Origin of the sequence: Streptomyces sp. NPDC101194 (genome assembly GCF_044767885.1) — a bacterium.
GTDB lineage: Bacteria > Actinomycetota > Actinomycetes > Streptomycetales > Streptomycetaceae > Streptomyces.
Window position 1 is genome coordinate 562660 of record NZ_JBIWOS010000004.1, and the last position, 14840, is coordinate 577499.

The window sequence follows — 14840 nt, forward strand, 5'->3', positions numbered from 1 at the left end:
ACAATCCGTTCGCATCGTCCGCAGCCTGTGGATAACCTCCCGGACATGCATGCACCGACCCCCGCCGACTGGCACGAGGCCAACCGCGCGCACTGGGACGAACGGGTCCCCATCCATGCCGTGAGCGACTTCTACGACCTCGAATCCTTCCGGGCAGGCAAGGACGCCCTGCGCGACTTCGAACTCGCCGAGGTCGGGGACGTCACCGGCAAGTCGCTGCTGCATCTGCAGTGCCACATCGGGGTCGACACCCTCTCCTGGGCCCGGCACGGTGCCGCGCACGTCGTCGGTCTGGACTTCTCCGAACCGGCCGTCGAGACCGCGCGCGGCCTGGCCCGCGAGCTCGGGTTCACCCAGGACCGGGCGGCCTTTGTCGCGGCCGACGTCCATGACGCGGCGGAGGCCGTGCCGGACGCGTCGTACGACATCGTCTACACCGGTGTCGGCGCGCTGAACTGGCTGCCCGACACCCATCGCTGGGCCGAGACCGCCGCATCGCTGGTGGCGCCCGGCGGCTTCCTCTACCTCGCGGAATTCCATCCGATCACGGACTGCCTCGACGACTCGACCGGCACGAAGGTCGTGCACGACTACTTCAGCCGTGACGCGTGGGTGGACGAATCACCGGGCACGTACGCGGACTTCGACGCACCGACCGTCCACAACCGCAGCGTCGAGTGGCAGCATCCGATCGGTGACGTGGTGTCGGCACTGGCGGCGGCCGGGCTGCGGATCGAGTTCCTGCACGAGCACGACATCTCGTTGTTCGCCCGCTTCTCGTCGCTGGAGCGACAGGGCGACGGTTCCTACCGCTTCCCCGCCGATCGTCCACGCATCCCGCTGATGTACTCGATCAAGGCGTCGCGGCCGGCCGACTCCTGACCGAAGGCCGACACCAGGGCACAGGGTCGACACCCAGAGCTCAAGACCGATTGTCAGTGGTGGGGTTCAGACTCGAACCATGACCACGACTGCTGATCTGCGCACCGCGGTGGAGACGTACTGGACCGCGGCCGACGCCCGCGACTGGGACACCTTCGCCACGACGCTCGCCGACGAGGTGCTGTACGACCTGCCGCAGACTCGCGAACGCATCCGCGGGAAGGAGCGGTACGTGCGCTTCAACCGGGAGTACCCGGGGGACTGGCGCGTCCGTGTCGAACAGGTCGTGGCCGACCGGGAAGGGCGGCAGGCCGCTGCCCGGACGCTCTTCACGGTCGGCCTGCAGGAGCTGCACGCCATCCACTTCTTCACGTTCGACGAGGAGGGCCGGATAAGCGGGATCACCGACTTCTGGCCCGAGCCGTACGAGCCTCCGGCGGGCCGTGAGCACCTCGTCGAACGGTACTGAACCGCCCGACGGGAGACAGGAGACGCCGACTGTGCTCCGCTTGGCGTCCGGCCGGTCGTCCGTCACGTCGGAGTCGTCCGCCGTGCTCGCCACCGCTCGCCCTTGCCCCGTACCGACCGGGCACAGCCGCCCGGATCCGGAGCGAACCGCCCGTGGGGCGTGGCGACGCGCCCGGGTCTCGAACGACGTGGCCGCGCCCGAACGCGACAGGAGCGCGGCGGGCGTCGGAAGTGTCCCGGCGGCCCGCCGCACTCCTGTTACCTCCCTCGCCCGCGTCCTACGCGGCCGAGCGGAAGGCCGGAAGGTAGCCGCCCGACTGCCCGGCGGCCTTGGGGTGGTACGAGTTGTAGACCGGGATCGACACGCTGTGGAGCCAGGCGTCGCCGGAGCACAGCTCATGTCCGGTGAATTCGTCGACCACGCTGGAGAACGTGAATCCGGCATTGGCCGCCTGCTTGGCGATGACGCCGTTCAGGACATCGGACGCGTTGTTGATGGCCGACCGTTCCTTCTCCGAGAGCCCGGCGATGCAACTGCCGCTCAGCTGGTAGAAGCGCGGGTAGCCGAGCACCACGACATGCGCCTGCGGGGCCCGCGAGCGAATGGAGCCGTAGAGCGAACTCAGCCCGGACGGAAGAGAGTTCTGGATCTGCGAAACGGCCGTGCTCACGCTGTTCAGGCAAGTGGCCTCGCTGGACAGCACGCAGGCCTGCATGACATCGGCGAAGCCGACGTCATTGCCGCCCGCGGTGACGCTGACCAGGCCGGTGGAGGAGTTCAGTGCGCCCAGCTGGCCGGCGGCCACGGAACTCGTCGTGGCGCCCGAACAGGCGACGAAGGCGAAAGAGGAAGGTGAGTTCGCCGCTGCCCAGAGGTAGGGGTAGGCGTTGGTGCTGCGGCGGCAGTCACCACTGTCGGAGAGGTAGTTCCCCGCGCCGACGCCGGAGGAGTACGAGTCGCCGAGAGCGACGTACCCACCGGCGGCGGCCGAGGAGGATGCCGAGGCCGGCTGGGCGATGCCCAGGGCGGCTGCGGCGACGAGGACCAGAGTGGATGCGGACGCCCAGAATCTCCGTACTGACATGGCTGTCAGCCCTCCGAAGTGTGGGGGGTGGGTGGGGGGTTGATTGAGCGCCACGTTTCTAGCAGCTCTTGGTACTCGCCGGTAATGGCTGAGCAAGAACTGGTCTGATATGCCCGAATGATCGTTCGGTGGCAGTAGCTCCGCGCGTAGATAAACCTCTCGACGCGTCCGGATCTTCGTGTGGTGAGCGCGCGTCCGGGCAGCGGAGTCGGGTCTGTGGGTGCGGGGACCTCAGGGCCGGGCGGGGTGGTGATGCCTCAGCCGTTCGCGTCCCCCCGAGCCGCTCGGCGCGTGCTCGACGTGTTCATGCGGCGGGGCGCGGTGGGCCCTCTCGCCTCGAACCGGAGCGTCCGGCGGCGGTGATCGGTTCTCCGTGCGGAGGAAATGGCGCCGACCCCGCTGCCCGGTATGCGGGACTGCGGGGTCGGCGGGCTGGGCGCCGGGGGCGGCGGGGGCTGCGCGCGGCCGGTGGGGTCGTCAGGGACCCCCTCGTCTCCATGTCCTCGTGGATCCGGACGCCACGCGCTGCGACCGAACCGTAGGCCCCACGAGAACGCCCCCTGTGGGCGGTCGGCCCCGGGTTTACGGGGTTGCCGCCGCAGGGGGCGTTCTCGTGGATCTACGGGGGTCAGTTGTGGCCGAACCTCCGCTGCTTCCGGTGGGAGACCTGTTCTGAGATCGAGTGCACCGTGTCCTGGGCCGTCGTCCGCGGCGTCTGCTCCTTGGTCTCAGGAACAGCGCTGCGTTCGTGGCCGCCGGTGCGGGCACCCCGGTTCTGCCGACTCTGCTTCTTGCCCACGATCGTGCCTCCTGTAGCGGATCTCGGACGATGGGCCACTACTAGATTCGCATATGAGTGCGAACTGTGCATATCGGGTAGCTGTTGCCGGGTGTGCTCGCGTCGACACGGAGAAGGGGCTGATGCGCGTATGACGTGGTGCCGCGCGGGGCCGGACGGAGCCTGCCGCGTGGGGCCGGATCACGCAGATATTGGGGTGCGGCCGGGACAGGGCGGACTTAGGGTCGATGCCCGTGGAACCACTCAGTGAGACACAGATCCGTTCGTCCTTCGTGAACTGCACGAAGGGCGACGCGGCGCGGCTGCGACTGCCGCTCGACTTCGCCGAACTGCCGTGGGAGGAGCTGGACTTCCTGGGCTGGGTGGACCCGGGAGCGCCGCTGCGGGCGCATCTCGTGCTGCCCCGGGAGCAGGGTCCGTCGGGGATCTCGTTGCGTGTGCCCTCGGTGGGCCGCACCAGCGCGGTGAAGTCCAGCATGTGCCAGATCTGCCTGACGGGCCACGCCTCCTCCGGGGTCGCTCTGCTCGCCGCTCCGTTGGCGGGCGCCCGGGGTCGCGAGGGGAACACGGTCGGTGTCTACATGTGCGCGGACCTCGCCTGCCCCCTGTATCTGCGCGGCAAGCGGCAACCGAAACTGCGTTCCGGGCGGTACGAGGAGTCCCTGACCCTGGACGAGCGTCGCGCGCGCATGTGGGGCAACCTGGATGCCTTCGTGGCCAAGGTCGCCGCGGCGTGATTGCTGCCGGGTCTCCCCGCCACCTCTCGGGGAGGTCCGCGTGAGCGACGGATCAGGCCCGCCGCGAGACCGTCCCGGAATCGGGAGGGGCGCACCGGAGTGACGGAACCGGATCACCGAAGCTCTTCCAGAAGGTGTAGCCGTGGTCGTCCGTGAAGTCCGCACGCTGCCAGGCTTCGGAGGACAGCGTCTGCACGTATCCGCGCCCGCCGAGGAAGGCCGGCCAACTCGTCCTGCCCGAAGCGGCGAAGCCCACCCATGTGCGGAGCATCCGGTCGCGGAACCCCGTCTGCTCGTCCTTGACGTTCTCGAAGAGGGCCAGGTCGAACAGGTAGGGCAGTTCGGCCATGTGCTGGGCGCGCGGGTCGAAGCTGGGGGCCGGATATCCCTTGAACCAGGGGGTGTCGCGTTCGCTGAACTCGTACATCCGCGTCGGGGTCCACCTCGACAGCAGGCGTGCGGTGTCGAGTGTCGGGACCGACCAGGTCGCGTCGGTGCGGACCGTGGCCAGGGCTTCGCCCGCCGAGGTGAACCTGCTCAGGGGGTAGCGCTGCAGCACGGCGTCGGCCCGGTCGCCGAACTGCTCCCGGATGGCGGGCTCGTACTCCTCGGGCTTCATGGGTGAGGCGCCCGGCGCCAGTTCCTGGCCGAGGACGCGACCGCGTTCCTCATCGTGGTTGACCCCGACGAGCACGGGCACCCGGTGGAACCTTCCGGTGCGCAGGGCCTCGGCGGGCGACAGGGGAAGCAGCGTCGTCCCGGCCACCGGGCGGGGCTCGTTGAACGCTCCGTACGCCTTCAGCAGTTCGGTCACCGGCGTCTTCCGCAGACAGGCCGCCCTGTCCTTCTCGCAGCCGACCGCGGCGACGACCCGCTCGGCATCGGCCTTTGCCTCGGCCTCGGTCCGGGTGCCGCCGGTGGCGCAGGGCGCACTCTGTACGACGGCCCGGTCGAAGAGTCCTGCCGACAGGGGGGAGGCGAGGTGGTCGCAGACGCTGTAGCCGCCGCCGGACTGGCCCATGATCGTGATGTTCTTCGGGTCGCCGCCGAAGGAAGCGGCGTTCGCGCGGACCCAGCGCAAGGCGGCTTGCTGATCCTGAATTCCGAGGCCGTCCGCGCCGGGCAGGGAGGGATCGCTCAGAAAGCCCATGACGCCGAGCCGGTAGTTCATCGAGACGACGACCGCACCGCCGGTGGTCAGCCGCTCGGGTCCGTACATGTCGCCGGTGCCGTACATCAGGCTCCCACCGTGGATCCACACGATCACCGGGCGTTTGCCGTCCGTCTCGGTCGGGGTCGTGACGTTCAGATAGAGGCAGTCCTCGTCCGTGCTGGGAACCCCGACCGGGAGTCCTTGCGGCTGCGCGCAGGCGGCGCCCGGGGCGGTCGCCTCGCGGACCCCGGTCCAGGTCGCGGCGGGCTCGGGCGCTCGCCAGCGCCGCTCGCCGACGGGCGGGGCGGCGTACGGGATGCCCCGGAAGCTGCGCACGTGTCCGTCGACGCTGCCGCGCACCTTGCCATGGGTCGTGCTGACGACCGTACTGCCGGTCGGCCCCGGCTGTGCGGAGGCAGGGGTGGCCGGGACGACTCCCAGCCCCATCCCCAGCCCCAACGACAGTGCGGCGGCAGACCACTTGGAGAAGTTCTTGGCGCGTGTCATGGCAAGGACCGTAGAAGACTTTGCGCGATCGTGCAATACATATGTATAGATCGATCGCCTGAGGCGTTCGCGCGGGCCCGGTGTTACGGTCCGGGGCATGGGAAACCGCGAAGCCCTGCTTGTCGGCGCCAAGGAGTGTCTGCGGGAGAAGGGGTACGACCGCAGCAGCGTCCGTGACATCGCCACTGCGGCCGGCGTCAGCATGGCCGCCATCGGCTACCACTACGGCTCCCGGGAAGCGCTGCTCAATCAGGCCCTGTTCGAGATGCTCGATGAATGGGGAGACGCGATGGGCCGGGCGCTGGTCCCCGATGCCGACGGCTCCACGAAGCGTCACTTCGAGCAGATGTGGGAGGGGCTGATCGCGGACTTCGGGGCCCACCCCGATCTGTGGCTGGCCTCGGTGGAGCTGTTCATGCAGGCTCAGCGGCAGCCGGAACTGCGTGCGGCCCTGGCCGACGGCACCGCCCAGGGGCGCCGGGGCATGGCGGCGATACTCAGGGGCGTACCCGAGGACCAGGTCCCCGAGGAATCCGTGCGAACCATCGGCAGCGTCCAAGTCGCCCTGATGTCGGGCATGCTGATCCAGCACCTCAGCGACCCGGCGGCCGCCCCCACTGCCGACGAGGTTCTCGAAGGGCTCCGCGGTCTGGCCGACCTCGCGCGCTGACGCCGCAACGGAACGCGTGGACCTCGTGATGCCGACCCCCGACAGCCGACGCCTTGTTGTCACCCGCATCGGGGTCCTGCCGGCGCACCGCGGACGCCTCGGAGCAGCCCTGGCCGAGGTGCCCGGCACGAGTCCTTTCGAGAAGGCCTGCGAGAGGGCCGCGGCAGACCTGTCGGCGGGTTGGTTCGGGTTCGCCGCCGGGTCCCTGAGTCGATGACCGCCGGGCCGTGGCGGCCTCCGGCCGGTCGAGCCGAAGGCGGTCAAGGCGCGGCTGCGAACCGGGAGGCCCGACCAGGACCTTCTCCCGGATTTCTCCCGAACGATCTACGGAAACGGGTCAGGGGCCTGATCCACTCAGTGAATCAGGCCCCTGACCTGGTGTTTCAGCTGTCGGGGTGGCGGGATTTGAACCCACGACCTCTTCGTCCCGAACGAAGCGCGCTGCCAAGCTGCGCTACACCCCGATCGCCGCCGGTGTCCCGGCGACATCGATTACTTTAGCCCACCCGCGCCCGCAGACGAAATCCGGTTTATGCGTCGCTGCGGGCGGGGGAGGGGTGAGGAGGCCGTGGCCGATCAGCCACGGGGTGTCAGGGTCAGCAGGGTCGCCTCCGGGGGGCAGGCGAAGCGGACCGGGGTGTAGCGGTTGGTGCCGCAGCCCGCGGAGACGTGGAGGTAGGCGCGGCGGTCCTCGACGGAGTGGGTGGACAGGCCCTTGACCCGGTCCGTGTCCAGGTCGCAGTTGGTGACCAGGGCTCCGTAGAAGGGGATGCAGAGCTGGCCGCCGTGGGTGTGACCGGCCAGGATCAGGGGGTAACCGTCCCTCGTGAAGGCGTCGAGGGAGCGCAGGTAGGGGGCGTGGACGACGCCTACGGAGAGGTCGGCACCCGTCTCGGGGCCGCCGGACACCTCCGCGTAGCGATCGCGCTTGATGTGCGGGTCGTCCAGGCCGGTGAAGGCGATCTCCAGGCCATCGATCTCGAGGCGGCCACGGGTGTTGGACAGCCCCAGCCAGCCCGCCTTGTCGAAGGCGTCGCGCATCGGCTCCCACGGGTTGTGGACGACGCCGACCGCCGGGGTGTTCCCGTTGAGGCCGTGCCGGCCCTGGGCCTTCTCGAAGAGGTAGCGGGCCGGGTTGCGGAGCTTGGGGCCGTAGTAGTCGTTGGAGCCGAAGACGTAGACGCCCGGGAACTCCATCAGCGGACCGAGCGCGTCGAGCAGCTCGGGCACGGCCTCGGGGTCCGAGAGGTTGTCGCCGGTGTTCACGACGAAGTCCGGGCGCAGCCCGGCCAGTGACTGCAGCCAGGCGCGCTTCTTGCGCTGACCGCTCACCATATGGATGTCGGAGACCTGGAGTACGCGCAACGGGCGTGCCCCGTCGGGGAGTACGGGGATGGTGACCCGCCGCAGGCGGAACGAGCGGGCCTCGAATCCGGCGGCGTAGGCGAGGCCGGCCACGCCGACCGCAGCGCCGACTGCCGTGACTTTCAGGGGTACTCCGTAGCGTGCGCGCATGCGCCCATCGTCGCAGACGTCGTGCGGCGCGAAGAAAACCGGCGGGCGCCTGCCGCCCCGTACCTGCCACAATCAGCACATGACCACGCTCAAGTCCAAGCTCAAGGAAGACCTCACCACGGCCATGAAGGCGCGTGACGAGCTGACCTCGTCCACGCTCCGGCTGACCCTCACCGCCATCGCGAAGGAGGAGGTCAGCGGCAAGACGGCGCGTGAACTCTCCGACGACGAGGTGCAGAAGGTGATCGCCAAGGAGGCCAAGAAGCGCCGTGAGGCGGCCGAGGCCTTCACCAAGGGCGGCCGGGCCGAGCAGGCCGAGCGCGAGAGGGCCGAGGGCGAGCTGCTCGACGCGTACCTGCCGAAGCAGCTGAGCGACGACGAGCTGGGCGCGATCGTGGCGTCCGCCGTCGAAGAGGCGAGGGCCGCCGGGGCCGAGGGGCCGCGGGCCATGGGCGCCGTGATGAAGATCGTGAACCCGAAGGTCGCGGGGCTCGCGGACGGCGGCCGGGTGGCCGCCGCGGTGAAGAAGCTCCTCGCGGGCTGAGGCGGCGCGCCGCACGGACTGCGGACAGGGCTGTACGCGAAAAGGTGGGGCGCCCCGGATCGGGATCGATCCGGGGCGCCCCACCTTCGTGCGCATGTGCCGTGCGGGTCAGGGGCCCTGCGTGCCGGCGTTGCTCTGACCGCGGTGGCCGCCCTGGTTCCCGCCGGTCAGGTCCGGCGGGATGCTGATGCCGGGGAACGGGTTCTTGTTGCCGGGCTTCTTGCCGGGCTTGCTGCCCCCGGCGCCCCGCCGGTCCCTCTCCCTGTCCCCGCGGTCGTGGCCCCTCGGCGGGTCCGGGATGTCGATGGTGTTGAACGCGGGTGCGGGCACTCCATCGAGGGCGCCCGTCATCGCGTCCCGCCAGATGGGTCCGGGGACCTGTCCGCCGTACACCTTGTCCCGGTACACGCCACCGATGGTGACGTGTTCCATCTCGACGCTCTGGGACGGGCTGCCGACCCAGACCGCGCCGGACATGTTCGGCGTGTAGCCGACGAACCAGGCGTTCTTACGGGCGTCGGTCGTACCGGTCTTGCCCGCGTTGTCGCGGCTCTGGAGGCCGGCTTCCTGACCCGTACCGGAGTCGACCACGCCGCGCAGCAGGGTGTTGATGGTGTCCGCCGTCGTCTGCGACATCGCCTGTGAGCAGGTGGTCTTCGGCACGGGCAGCGAGGTGCCGTTCGCCTTCTTGACCGACTCGATGGCGATCGGCGTGCAGTACGTGCCGCGGTTGGCGAAGGCGGCGTACGCGCTGGCCATCGTCAGCGGCGACAGGCCGTTGGAACCGAGGGTCAGCGTGGACGGGTTCTGCGGCAGCTTGGTGCCGTCGCCCTGCACCACGCCCAGCTTGTCGGTCATCTGCGAGACCGGGCACATGCCGATGTCCTGGAGCATCTGCACGAAGTAGGTGTTGACGGACTTCTCCATCGCCTCCCTCAGCGCGTACGGCCCCCTCTCGGACTCGTTCTCGTTCTCCAGGTGATACCTCGGCACGCCGTCGTTGACCCACGGCTTTCCGCAGGACTGCACCGTGTCCGGGTAGTCCATCTCGTACGGGGACGGGTAGACCTGGGTGGCCGGCTTGCCGCCCTCTATGGCCGCCGCGGCGAGGAAGGGCTTGAACGTCGAACCGGTCGGGAAGCCGTAGTTCGACCCGCCCATGCTCTTGTTGACCGAGTAGTTGTACTGCGTCTCGTCGGGCCCGAAGCCGTACGGCTTCGACTGGCCCATTCCCATGATCTTGCCGGTGCCCGGCTGGACCAGCGTCACGGCCGTCGCGACCTTGTCCGACTTGTAGACGTGGCTCTTGATCGAGTTCTGCACCGACTCCTGGGACTGAGGGTCGAGCGTCGTCCGGACCGTCAGACCGCCCCGGTTCCAGATCTTGGCCCGGTCCTCCTTGGTCTTGCCGAAGGCCGGGTCGGTGAGGAAGACGTTGCGTACGTAGTCGCAGAAGAAGCCCGCGCCGCTGACGGCCGTGATGCAGCCGTTCTTCGGCTTCTTGACCTTCAGCTTGATCGGGGTGGCCTTCGCCTTGTCGGCCTCGGCCTGTGTGATGTCACCGACCTCGGCCATGCGCTGGAGCACGGTGTTGCGTCGCTTGGTCGCCTCCGCCGTGTCATTGACCGGGTCGTAACGGCTCGGCGACTGCACGATGCCGGCCAGCAGCGCGGCCTCCTCCAGCTTCAGGTCCTTCGCCGACTTGGAGAAGTAGCGCTGGGAGGCGGCTTCGACGCCGTACGCCTGCTGCCCGAAGAAGGTGATGTTCAGGTAGTTCGCCAGGATCCGCTTCTTGCCGAGCTTCTCCTCGACCTGGATCGCGTACTTCAACTCCTGGATCTTGCGGCCCATGGTCTGCTGAGTGGCCTGCGCGACCTTGTCCGGGTCGTCACCGGCCTCCTCGATGAAGACGTTCTTCACGTACTGCTGCGTGAGGGTCGAGGCGCCCTCCGCGGTCCCGCCCGTCTGCACATTGCGGTTCAGTGCGCGCAGGATGCCCTTGAGGTCGATCGCCCCGTGCTCGTAGAAGCGGGCGTCCTCGATCGCCACGATCGCCTTCTGCATGTACGGCGAGATGTCCTTCAGCTTGACCACCGTGCGGTCGCGCGAGTACACCGTGGCGATCGTTCCGCCCTTGCTGTCCAGGATCGTGGTGCGCTGGCTCAGCGGCGGGGTCTGGAGATTGGCCGGGATCTCGTCGAATCCCTGGACCGTCCCCTTGGTGGCAAGACCCAGAGCTCCGGCGGCCGGCAGCGCGATGCCCGCGAGCACAACTCCGGAAAGGGCGGCGACACCGAGGAACTTGGCGGCCTGCTGGGTCGTCGTGAGACCCCCGCCCGAGCGCTTCTTTGGCATGGGGGCAGCCTAATCCGTAGTTATGAGCGTTCCGCAGGAGCATGGGCTTCTCGGAGCGTTCGAGTACCAGACCGTGACATCCAGGTGCAGCCGGGCTGTCGAGGCCTCAACGTAGATCGGTGCACGGTCTGGTGCGAGTGGTGGCGGTCACGTGGGCGTCGGGCGGACGCCTTGGAGTTGCCTGGCCTTCAAGACCTAGCAACAGAGCGCGCGGCATCCGGCGCCTCCGTGGCCGCCACCACGAGCGGTGTTGGCGCCCGTCGGCGCTGGACGTACGCCTAGATCTCACCCGGCATCGACGCCTATTAAGAGAGCGGTGGCGTCCAGGGTCGTCGTGCGTCAACACCTCTCGGCTTGATCACGCGTTTGTGTTGGTGGTGCGAGCCCGTCCCACGGTGACCTCTCGATATGCCCGAGCCGTCCGAGCTCCCGCATAGACCGAGGCCCGTGGGGTGCGCTGGTGTCACGAACGGATAGTGAGGTGGCGGCCCGACCGCACTGCGGTCGAGGCCTGGGATTACCAACGGCCTGTGCCGACCGGAGGCCCGTGAGCTCCTCAGGACCGCACCGAACCCGACGCGGGCCGCACGGCTGACCCGCACCCAGATCCAGGCCGCGCTGAAGCGAGCCGGCCGCCAGCGCGGCATCGAAGCCGAGGCTGACCGCCTTCGCGAGGTCTTCCGCGCCGAGTGGGCCCATCAGCCTCCGCTGGTCGAGGACGCGCTCGGAAAGCAGATGCTCGCTCTCCTCATCCAGCTGGACGCAGCCTGCACCGCCGCCGACCAGCTCTCCGAAGCCGCCGAAGAGGCCTTTCCACAGCACCCAGACGCCGAGATCCTGCTGAGCTTCCCCGGACTCGGCCCCCAACTCGCCGCCCGCGTCCTGGCCGAGATCGGGGACGACCGCACCCGCTTCGCCGACGCCCGCGGCCTCAAGGCTTATGCCGGCTCCTCACCCATCACCCGTGCCTCCGGCAAGAAGTCCGCCATCACCAGACGCTGGGTGAAGAACGACAGGCTCAACCACGCGGGCTACCTCTGGGCCTTCGCCTCACTACGGGCATCCACCGGGGCCAACGCCCACTACCGGCGCCGACGTGAACAAGGCGACTGGCACGCGGCCGCCCAGCGCAACCTCTTCAATCGCCTGATCGGACAGCTCTACCACTGCCTCCAGAAGCGCGAGCTCTTCGCCGAAGAATTCGCCTTTCCCACGCCATCACTGACGCCCGAGGCAGCGGTTGCATGATCAGCTGCCGTGAGGGTGACTGGCCGCAGCGCTCAGGCGTTCCACCACTCGTCCGTGCCGCAGCCGACCTCGAAATGCCACCAACCTTCCTCCTGCCCTTGAGCCAGGAGGGCCTTGATCCCGGCGAAGTCCGCGCCGGACGGCACGGTGAAGGCCACCATGGGGAAGTCATCGCTGAAGACCTCGCCACCGAGTCCGAATGCCGCGAGGCGCTGATGCACCGCCTGAGGGCTGCGCCCCAGGGGACCGGTGGGGACAGGCACCACGCGAATCGCGCAGTTGCCAGAAGCGCTGATCCGCTCGGCAGCCCAGTGAAGGCCGTCGGAGTCGGTCTGGAACCGCACGACGTCGCCCTCGGACACTCCGTCCTGAAGGAAGGGGGCGTTCTGCACACAGGCCGTGTCGACGTCGAGCCTCGTCGCCCACAGGCCCTCGGTGTCCTGCGGGAGCCATCCCTCTCGGGGAACGAAACGGAACCAGACCTTGATCTTCTCGACCGCGCTCTCCATGGCCATCATCCTGCGCCAACCGGCCATCGTGCTCTGTATCGGGTCCGAGCTGCTCGATCCGTCCTCGACGGCACGAGCTACGCAGTCGTCACAGGCGGCCCCACGACCGCGCGGTGTCCGGAGGGCACACCTCAAGAACTTGACGGCATAGCAACGAGAGGTGTCTACGTTCTCATTCGCCGGACACACGTATATGCCTTGGCCTAAGCTGCTCTCAACTGTCACAGCAGTCCCGTTTCGCATCAACCCCCGTGCACGATCCGGCCACACGTTCAGGCGCTCCCGAATTCACCCCTTGTGTCATCGAACGCCCGTTGTGATCCAGGAGAACTGTCCCGAATTCAGGGGGGTAATCACGTATGTCCTCACCTCACTCCCCTGGGTGATCTGCCGCATACGCATAGTCCGTTCGGGCCATCCAAGATTGGGCCCGAAGGGGGTGTTGTGCTGTCGCCGCCTTCCGTAACGTCCTCAACTGGCAGCGGTGAATATGCCGCTACCGCCGTGGGGGAGCCTCGATTCGGGAGAGGACGGCGCCGTGATGGGCTGGGTAACCGACTGGAGTGCGCAGGCAGCCTGCCGCACTACTGATCCGGATGAACTGTTCGTACAAGGGGCAGCGCAGAACAGGGCCAAGGCGGTGTGCACCGGATGTCCGGTGCGGACCGAGTGCCTGGCCGATGCGCTGGACAATCGCGTCGAGTTCGGCGTGTGGGGCGGAATGACGGAGCGTGAGCGTCGGGCACTGCTGCGCAGGCGGCCCACCGTCACGTCCTGGCGCCGACTGCTGGAGACCGCGCGCAGCGAGTACGAGCAGTCCGCGGGCATCCTGCCCGTGGCGATCGGACTGGACGACGACGAACTGCACGAGAGGTACGCCGCGGTGGGATAGGGCGAGCGGGCGGTTACGCAGCTCCGGCCGGGGCGGAACCGGTCGCGAGCCGGTCCCCGATGGCCCGGAGCCCTGCGAGGTCATGTACATCACCGGGCAGCGCGGCCACTTCGGTCACGGCGACCTCGGGATGCAGCGCGGTGAAGCGGTCGCGAGTGTGCCGCTCGCGCGCGACCACCTGCATACGTTCCGCGTGCAACCGCAACAGGCCCGCGGTCAGCTGCTCGACGGAAGCGGTCTCGGGACCGGGAGCAGTCTCGGAAGCCGTTTCCGGATCCGTTTCGGAGTCTTGGGTCGTTTCGGGGTCCAACTCGCGTTCCTCGATGTCCTTCTGGGCGGCAACGGGGGCGGCGACGGCTTCGGGAGAAGCTACCGACCAGTCGGCCGGGTCACGAAGTCCAGCCTTCCCGGCCGTCTGATCCACAATGCCGACCCCGTCAAGATTTTCTGCGGCTGCCAGGGCGCGCTCGGCGGAGAGCCGGGCGGCGTCGCTGCCGTGGACACGGTTGAGCACCAGGCCGGCCAGCGGCATCTCCTCCGCGGCCAGCCGTTCCACGAAGTACGCCGCCTCGCGCAGCGCGTCCCGCTCCGGTGTCGCGACGACGAGGAACGCCGTACCCGGCGCCTGCAGGAGTTTGTACGTGGCGTCGGCCCGGGTCCGGAAGCCGCCGAACATGGTGTCCATCGCCGCCACGAAGGTCTGCACGTCGCGCAGGAACTGACCGCCGAGCAGCTTGCCGAGGGTGCCGGTCATCATCGACATGCCCACGTTGAGGAACTTCATCCCGGCGCGACCGCCCATCTTCGCCGGGGCCATCAACAGCTTGATGAACTTTCCGTCCAGGAACGAACCGAGCCGCTTGGGCGCGTCCAGGAAGTCCAGTGCGGAGCGCGACGGTGGTGTGTCGACGATGATCAGGTCCCACTCGTTGCGCGCGCGCAACTGGCCGAGCTTCTCCATCGCCATGTACTCCTGCGTGCCCGCGAAACCGGCCGACAGGGACTGGTAGAAGGGGTTCTCCAGGATCGCGCGGGCCCGCTCGCCGTCCGCGTGCGCCTCGACGATCTCGTCGAAGGTCCGCTTCATGTCGAGCATCATGGCGTGCAGTTCCCCGGAGCCCTCGCCCGTGATGCCCGGCACCCGGCGCGGGATGTTGTCCAGCGAGTCGATGCCCATGGACTGGGCGAGCCTGCGGGCCGGGTCGATGGTGAGGACGACGACCTTGCGGCCCCGCTCGGCCGCCCGTACGCCCAGCGCCGCGGCGGTCGTGGTCTTGCCCACTCCACCGGAACCGCAGCACACGACGATTCGGATCTTGGGATCGTCCAGCAGCGCGTCGGTGTCCAGCACGGGGGCGAGCGAGGGCGCGGGGTCCTGGGCGGGCGACGTGGTGACGGCCGTGGGCTTGTCCGTGGCGGCGCTTGCGCCGGTGTCCGTTCTGGCGGCTTTGTTCATGGGTGCAGGCATGGACGCGG

At 68.7% G+C, this 14840-nt stretch carries 13 protein-coding genes, 1 tRNA gene and 1 pseudogene; 7 read left to right on the forward strand and 8 right to left on the reverse strand.

Annotated elements, in window-relative coordinates; all coding sequences use genetic code 11:
- Positions 1-45 precede the first annotated feature (45 nt).
- A complete protein-coding gene (locus ACIRP2_RS19170; RefSeq protein ID WP_404251681.1) occupies positions 46-882 on the forward strand; it encodes a class I SAM-dependent methyltransferase in 837 nt (278 codons plus the stop codon).
- A 79-nt stretch (positions 883-961) separates the two neighbouring features.
- Positions 962-1351: a nuclear transport factor 2 family protein gene (locus tag ACIRP2_RS19175; RefSeq protein WP_404251683.1), complete on the forward strand. Its 390-nt coding sequence runs from the start codon at positions 962-964 to the stop codon at positions 1349-1351.
- A 277-nt stretch (positions 1352-1628) separates the two neighbouring features.
- Here ACIRP2_RS19175 and ACIRP2_RS19180 read toward each other — a convergent pair whose 3' ends face one another.
- Both ACIRP2_RS19180 and ACIRP2_RS19185 read right to left on the reverse strand, forming a co-directional pair.
- Positions 1629-2435, reverse strand: a complete 807-nt coding sequence (locus tag ACIRP2_RS19180) for an SGNH/GDSL hydrolase family protein (protein ID WP_404251685.1) — start codon at positions 2433-2435, stop codon at positions 1629-1631.
- Positions 2436-3063: 628 nt separating this feature from the next.
- Positions 3064-3234, reverse strand: a complete 171-nt coding sequence (locus ACIRP2_RS19185; protein WP_404251687.1) for a hypothetical protein — start codon at positions 3232-3234, stop codon at positions 3064-3066.
- Between the two features lie 233 nt (positions 3235-3467).
- Between ACIRP2_RS19185 and ACIRP2_RS19190 the strand changes: the two genes are divergently transcribed.
- Entirely contained in the window at positions 3468-3971 is a 504-nt protein-coding gene (locus tag ACIRP2_RS19190) for an FBP domain-containing protein (protein ID WP_404251689.1), read from the forward strand.
- A 52-nt stretch (positions 3972-4023) separates the two neighbouring features.
- Here ACIRP2_RS19190 and ACIRP2_RS19195 read toward each other — a convergent pair whose 3' ends face one another.
- Positions 4024-5631, reverse strand: a complete 1608-nt coding sequence (locus ACIRP2_RS19195) for a carboxylesterase/lipase family protein (protein WP_404251691.1) — start codon at positions 5629-5631, stop codon at positions 4024-4026.
- Positions 5632-5728: 97 nt separating this feature from the next.
- On the opposite strand from ACIRP2_RS19195, the gene ACIRP2_RS19200 reads away from it, so the two are divergent.
- On the forward strand, positions 5729-6301 hold the full coding sequence (locus tag ACIRP2_RS19200) for a TetR/AcrR family transcriptional regulator (protein WP_404251693.1): 573 nt from the start codon (positions 5729-5731) through the stop codon (positions 6299-6301).
- A gap of 390 nt (positions 6302-6691) precedes the next feature.
- Here the strand turns inward: ACIRP2_RS19200 and ACIRP2_RS19205 are convergent.
- Positions 6692-6765: transfer RNA gene (locus ACIRP2_RS19205), tRNA-Pro, on the reverse strand.
- A gap of 112 nt (positions 6766-6877) precedes the next feature.
- Entirely contained in the window at positions 6878-7816 is a 939-nt protein-coding gene (locus tag ACIRP2_RS19210; RefSeq protein ID WP_404251695.1) for a metallophosphoesterase, read from the reverse strand.
- Between the two features lie 79 nt (positions 7817-7895).
- On the opposite strand from ACIRP2_RS19210, the gene ACIRP2_RS19215 reads away from it, so the two are divergent.
- A complete protein-coding gene (locus ACIRP2_RS19215; protein ID WP_404251697.1) occupies positions 7896-8360 on the forward strand; it encodes a GatB/YqeY domain-containing protein in 465 nt (154 codons plus the stop codon).
- Between the two features lie 108 nt (positions 8361-8468).
- Here ACIRP2_RS19215 and ACIRP2_RS19220 read toward each other — a convergent pair whose 3' ends face one another.
- Positions 8469-10715: a transglycosylase domain-containing protein gene (locus tag ACIRP2_RS19220; protein ID WP_404251699.1), complete on the reverse strand. Its 2247-nt coding sequence runs from the start codon at positions 10713-10715 to the stop codon at positions 8469-8471.
- 489 nt (positions 10716-11204) lie between these two features.
- Between ACIRP2_RS19220 and ACIRP2_RS19225 the strand changes: the two are divergent.
- Positions 11205-11963 (forward strand): annotated as a pseudogene (locus ACIRP2_RS19225) (transposase); the annotation flags it as partial.
- A gap of 32 nt (positions 11964-11995) precedes the next feature.
- On the opposite strand, the gene ACIRP2_RS19230 reads toward ACIRP2_RS19225, so the two are convergent.
- Positions 11996-12481 carry a DUF4265 domain-containing protein gene (locus tag ACIRP2_RS19230; protein WP_404251956.1) on the reverse strand — a complete coding sequence of 162 codons (486 nt, stop codon included), beginning with the start codon at positions 12479-12481 and terminating at the stop codon, positions 11996-11998.
- A 532-nt stretch (positions 12482-13013) separates the two neighbouring features.
- Here ACIRP2_RS19230 and ACIRP2_RS19235 point away from each other — a divergent pair.
- Positions 13014-13364, forward strand: a complete 351-nt coding sequence (locus ACIRP2_RS19235; protein ID WP_187438703.1) for a WhiB family transcriptional regulator — start codon at positions 13014-13016, stop codon at positions 13362-13364.
- A 13-nt stretch (positions 13365-13377) separates the two neighbouring features.
- Here the strand turns inward: ACIRP2_RS19235 and ACIRP2_RS19240 are convergent, their stop codons facing one another.
- The gene (locus ACIRP2_RS19240) at positions 13378-14820 is read right to left on the reverse strand and encodes an ArsA family ATPase (protein ID WP_404251701.1); all 1443 of its coding nucleotides are present in this window, start codon (positions 14818-14820) and stop codon (positions 13378-13380) included.
- Positions 14821-14840 lie beyond the last annotated feature (20 nt).

Bases quoted from the DNA above. Each gene is read 5' to 3' on its own strand.
- ACIRP2_RS19170 (WP_404251681.1), top strand. From the start codon at position 46: ATGCATGCACCGACCCCCGCCGACTGGCACGAGGCCAACCGCGCGCAC.
- ACIRP2_RS19175 (WP_404251683.1), top strand. From the start codon at position 962: ATGACCACGACTGCTGATCTGCGCACCGCGGTGGAGACGTACTGGACC.
- ACIRP2_RS19180 (WP_404251685.1), bottom strand. From the start codon at position 2,435: ATGTCAGTACGGAGATTCTGGGCGTCCGCATCCACTCTGGTCCTCGTC.
- ACIRP2_RS19195 (WP_404251691.1), bottom strand. From the start codon at position 5,631: ATGACACGCGCCAAGAACTTCTCCAAGTGGTCTGCCGCCGCACTGTCG.
- ACIRP2_RS19200 (WP_404251693.1), top strand. From the start codon at position 5,729: ATGGGAAACCGCGAAGCCCTGCTTGTCGGCGCCAAGGAGTGTCTGCGG.
- ACIRP2_RS19210 (WP_404251695.1), bottom strand. From the start codon at position 7,816: ATGCGCGCACGCTACGGAGTACCCCTGAAAGTCACGGCAGTCGGCGCT.
- ACIRP2_RS19215 (WP_404251697.1), top strand. From the start codon at position 7,896: ATGACCACGCTCAAGTCCAAGCTCAAGGAAGACCTCACCACGGCCATG.
- ACIRP2_RS19220 (WP_404251699.1), bottom strand. From the start codon at position 10,715: ATGCCAAAGAAGCGCTCGGGCGGGGGTCTCACGACGACCCAGCAGGCC.
- ACIRP2_RS19230 (WP_404251956.1), bottom strand. From the start codon at position 12,481: ATGATGGCCATGGAGAGCGCGGTCGAGAAGATCAAGGTCTGGTTCCGT.
- ACIRP2_RS19235 (WP_187438703.1), top strand. From the start codon at position 13,014: ATGGGCTGGGTAACCGACTGGAGTGCGCAGGCAGCCTGCCGCACTACT.
- ACIRP2_RS19240 (WP_404251701.1), bottom strand. From the start codon at position 14,820: ATGAACAAAGCCGCCAGAACGGACACCGGCGCAAGCGCCGCCACGGAC.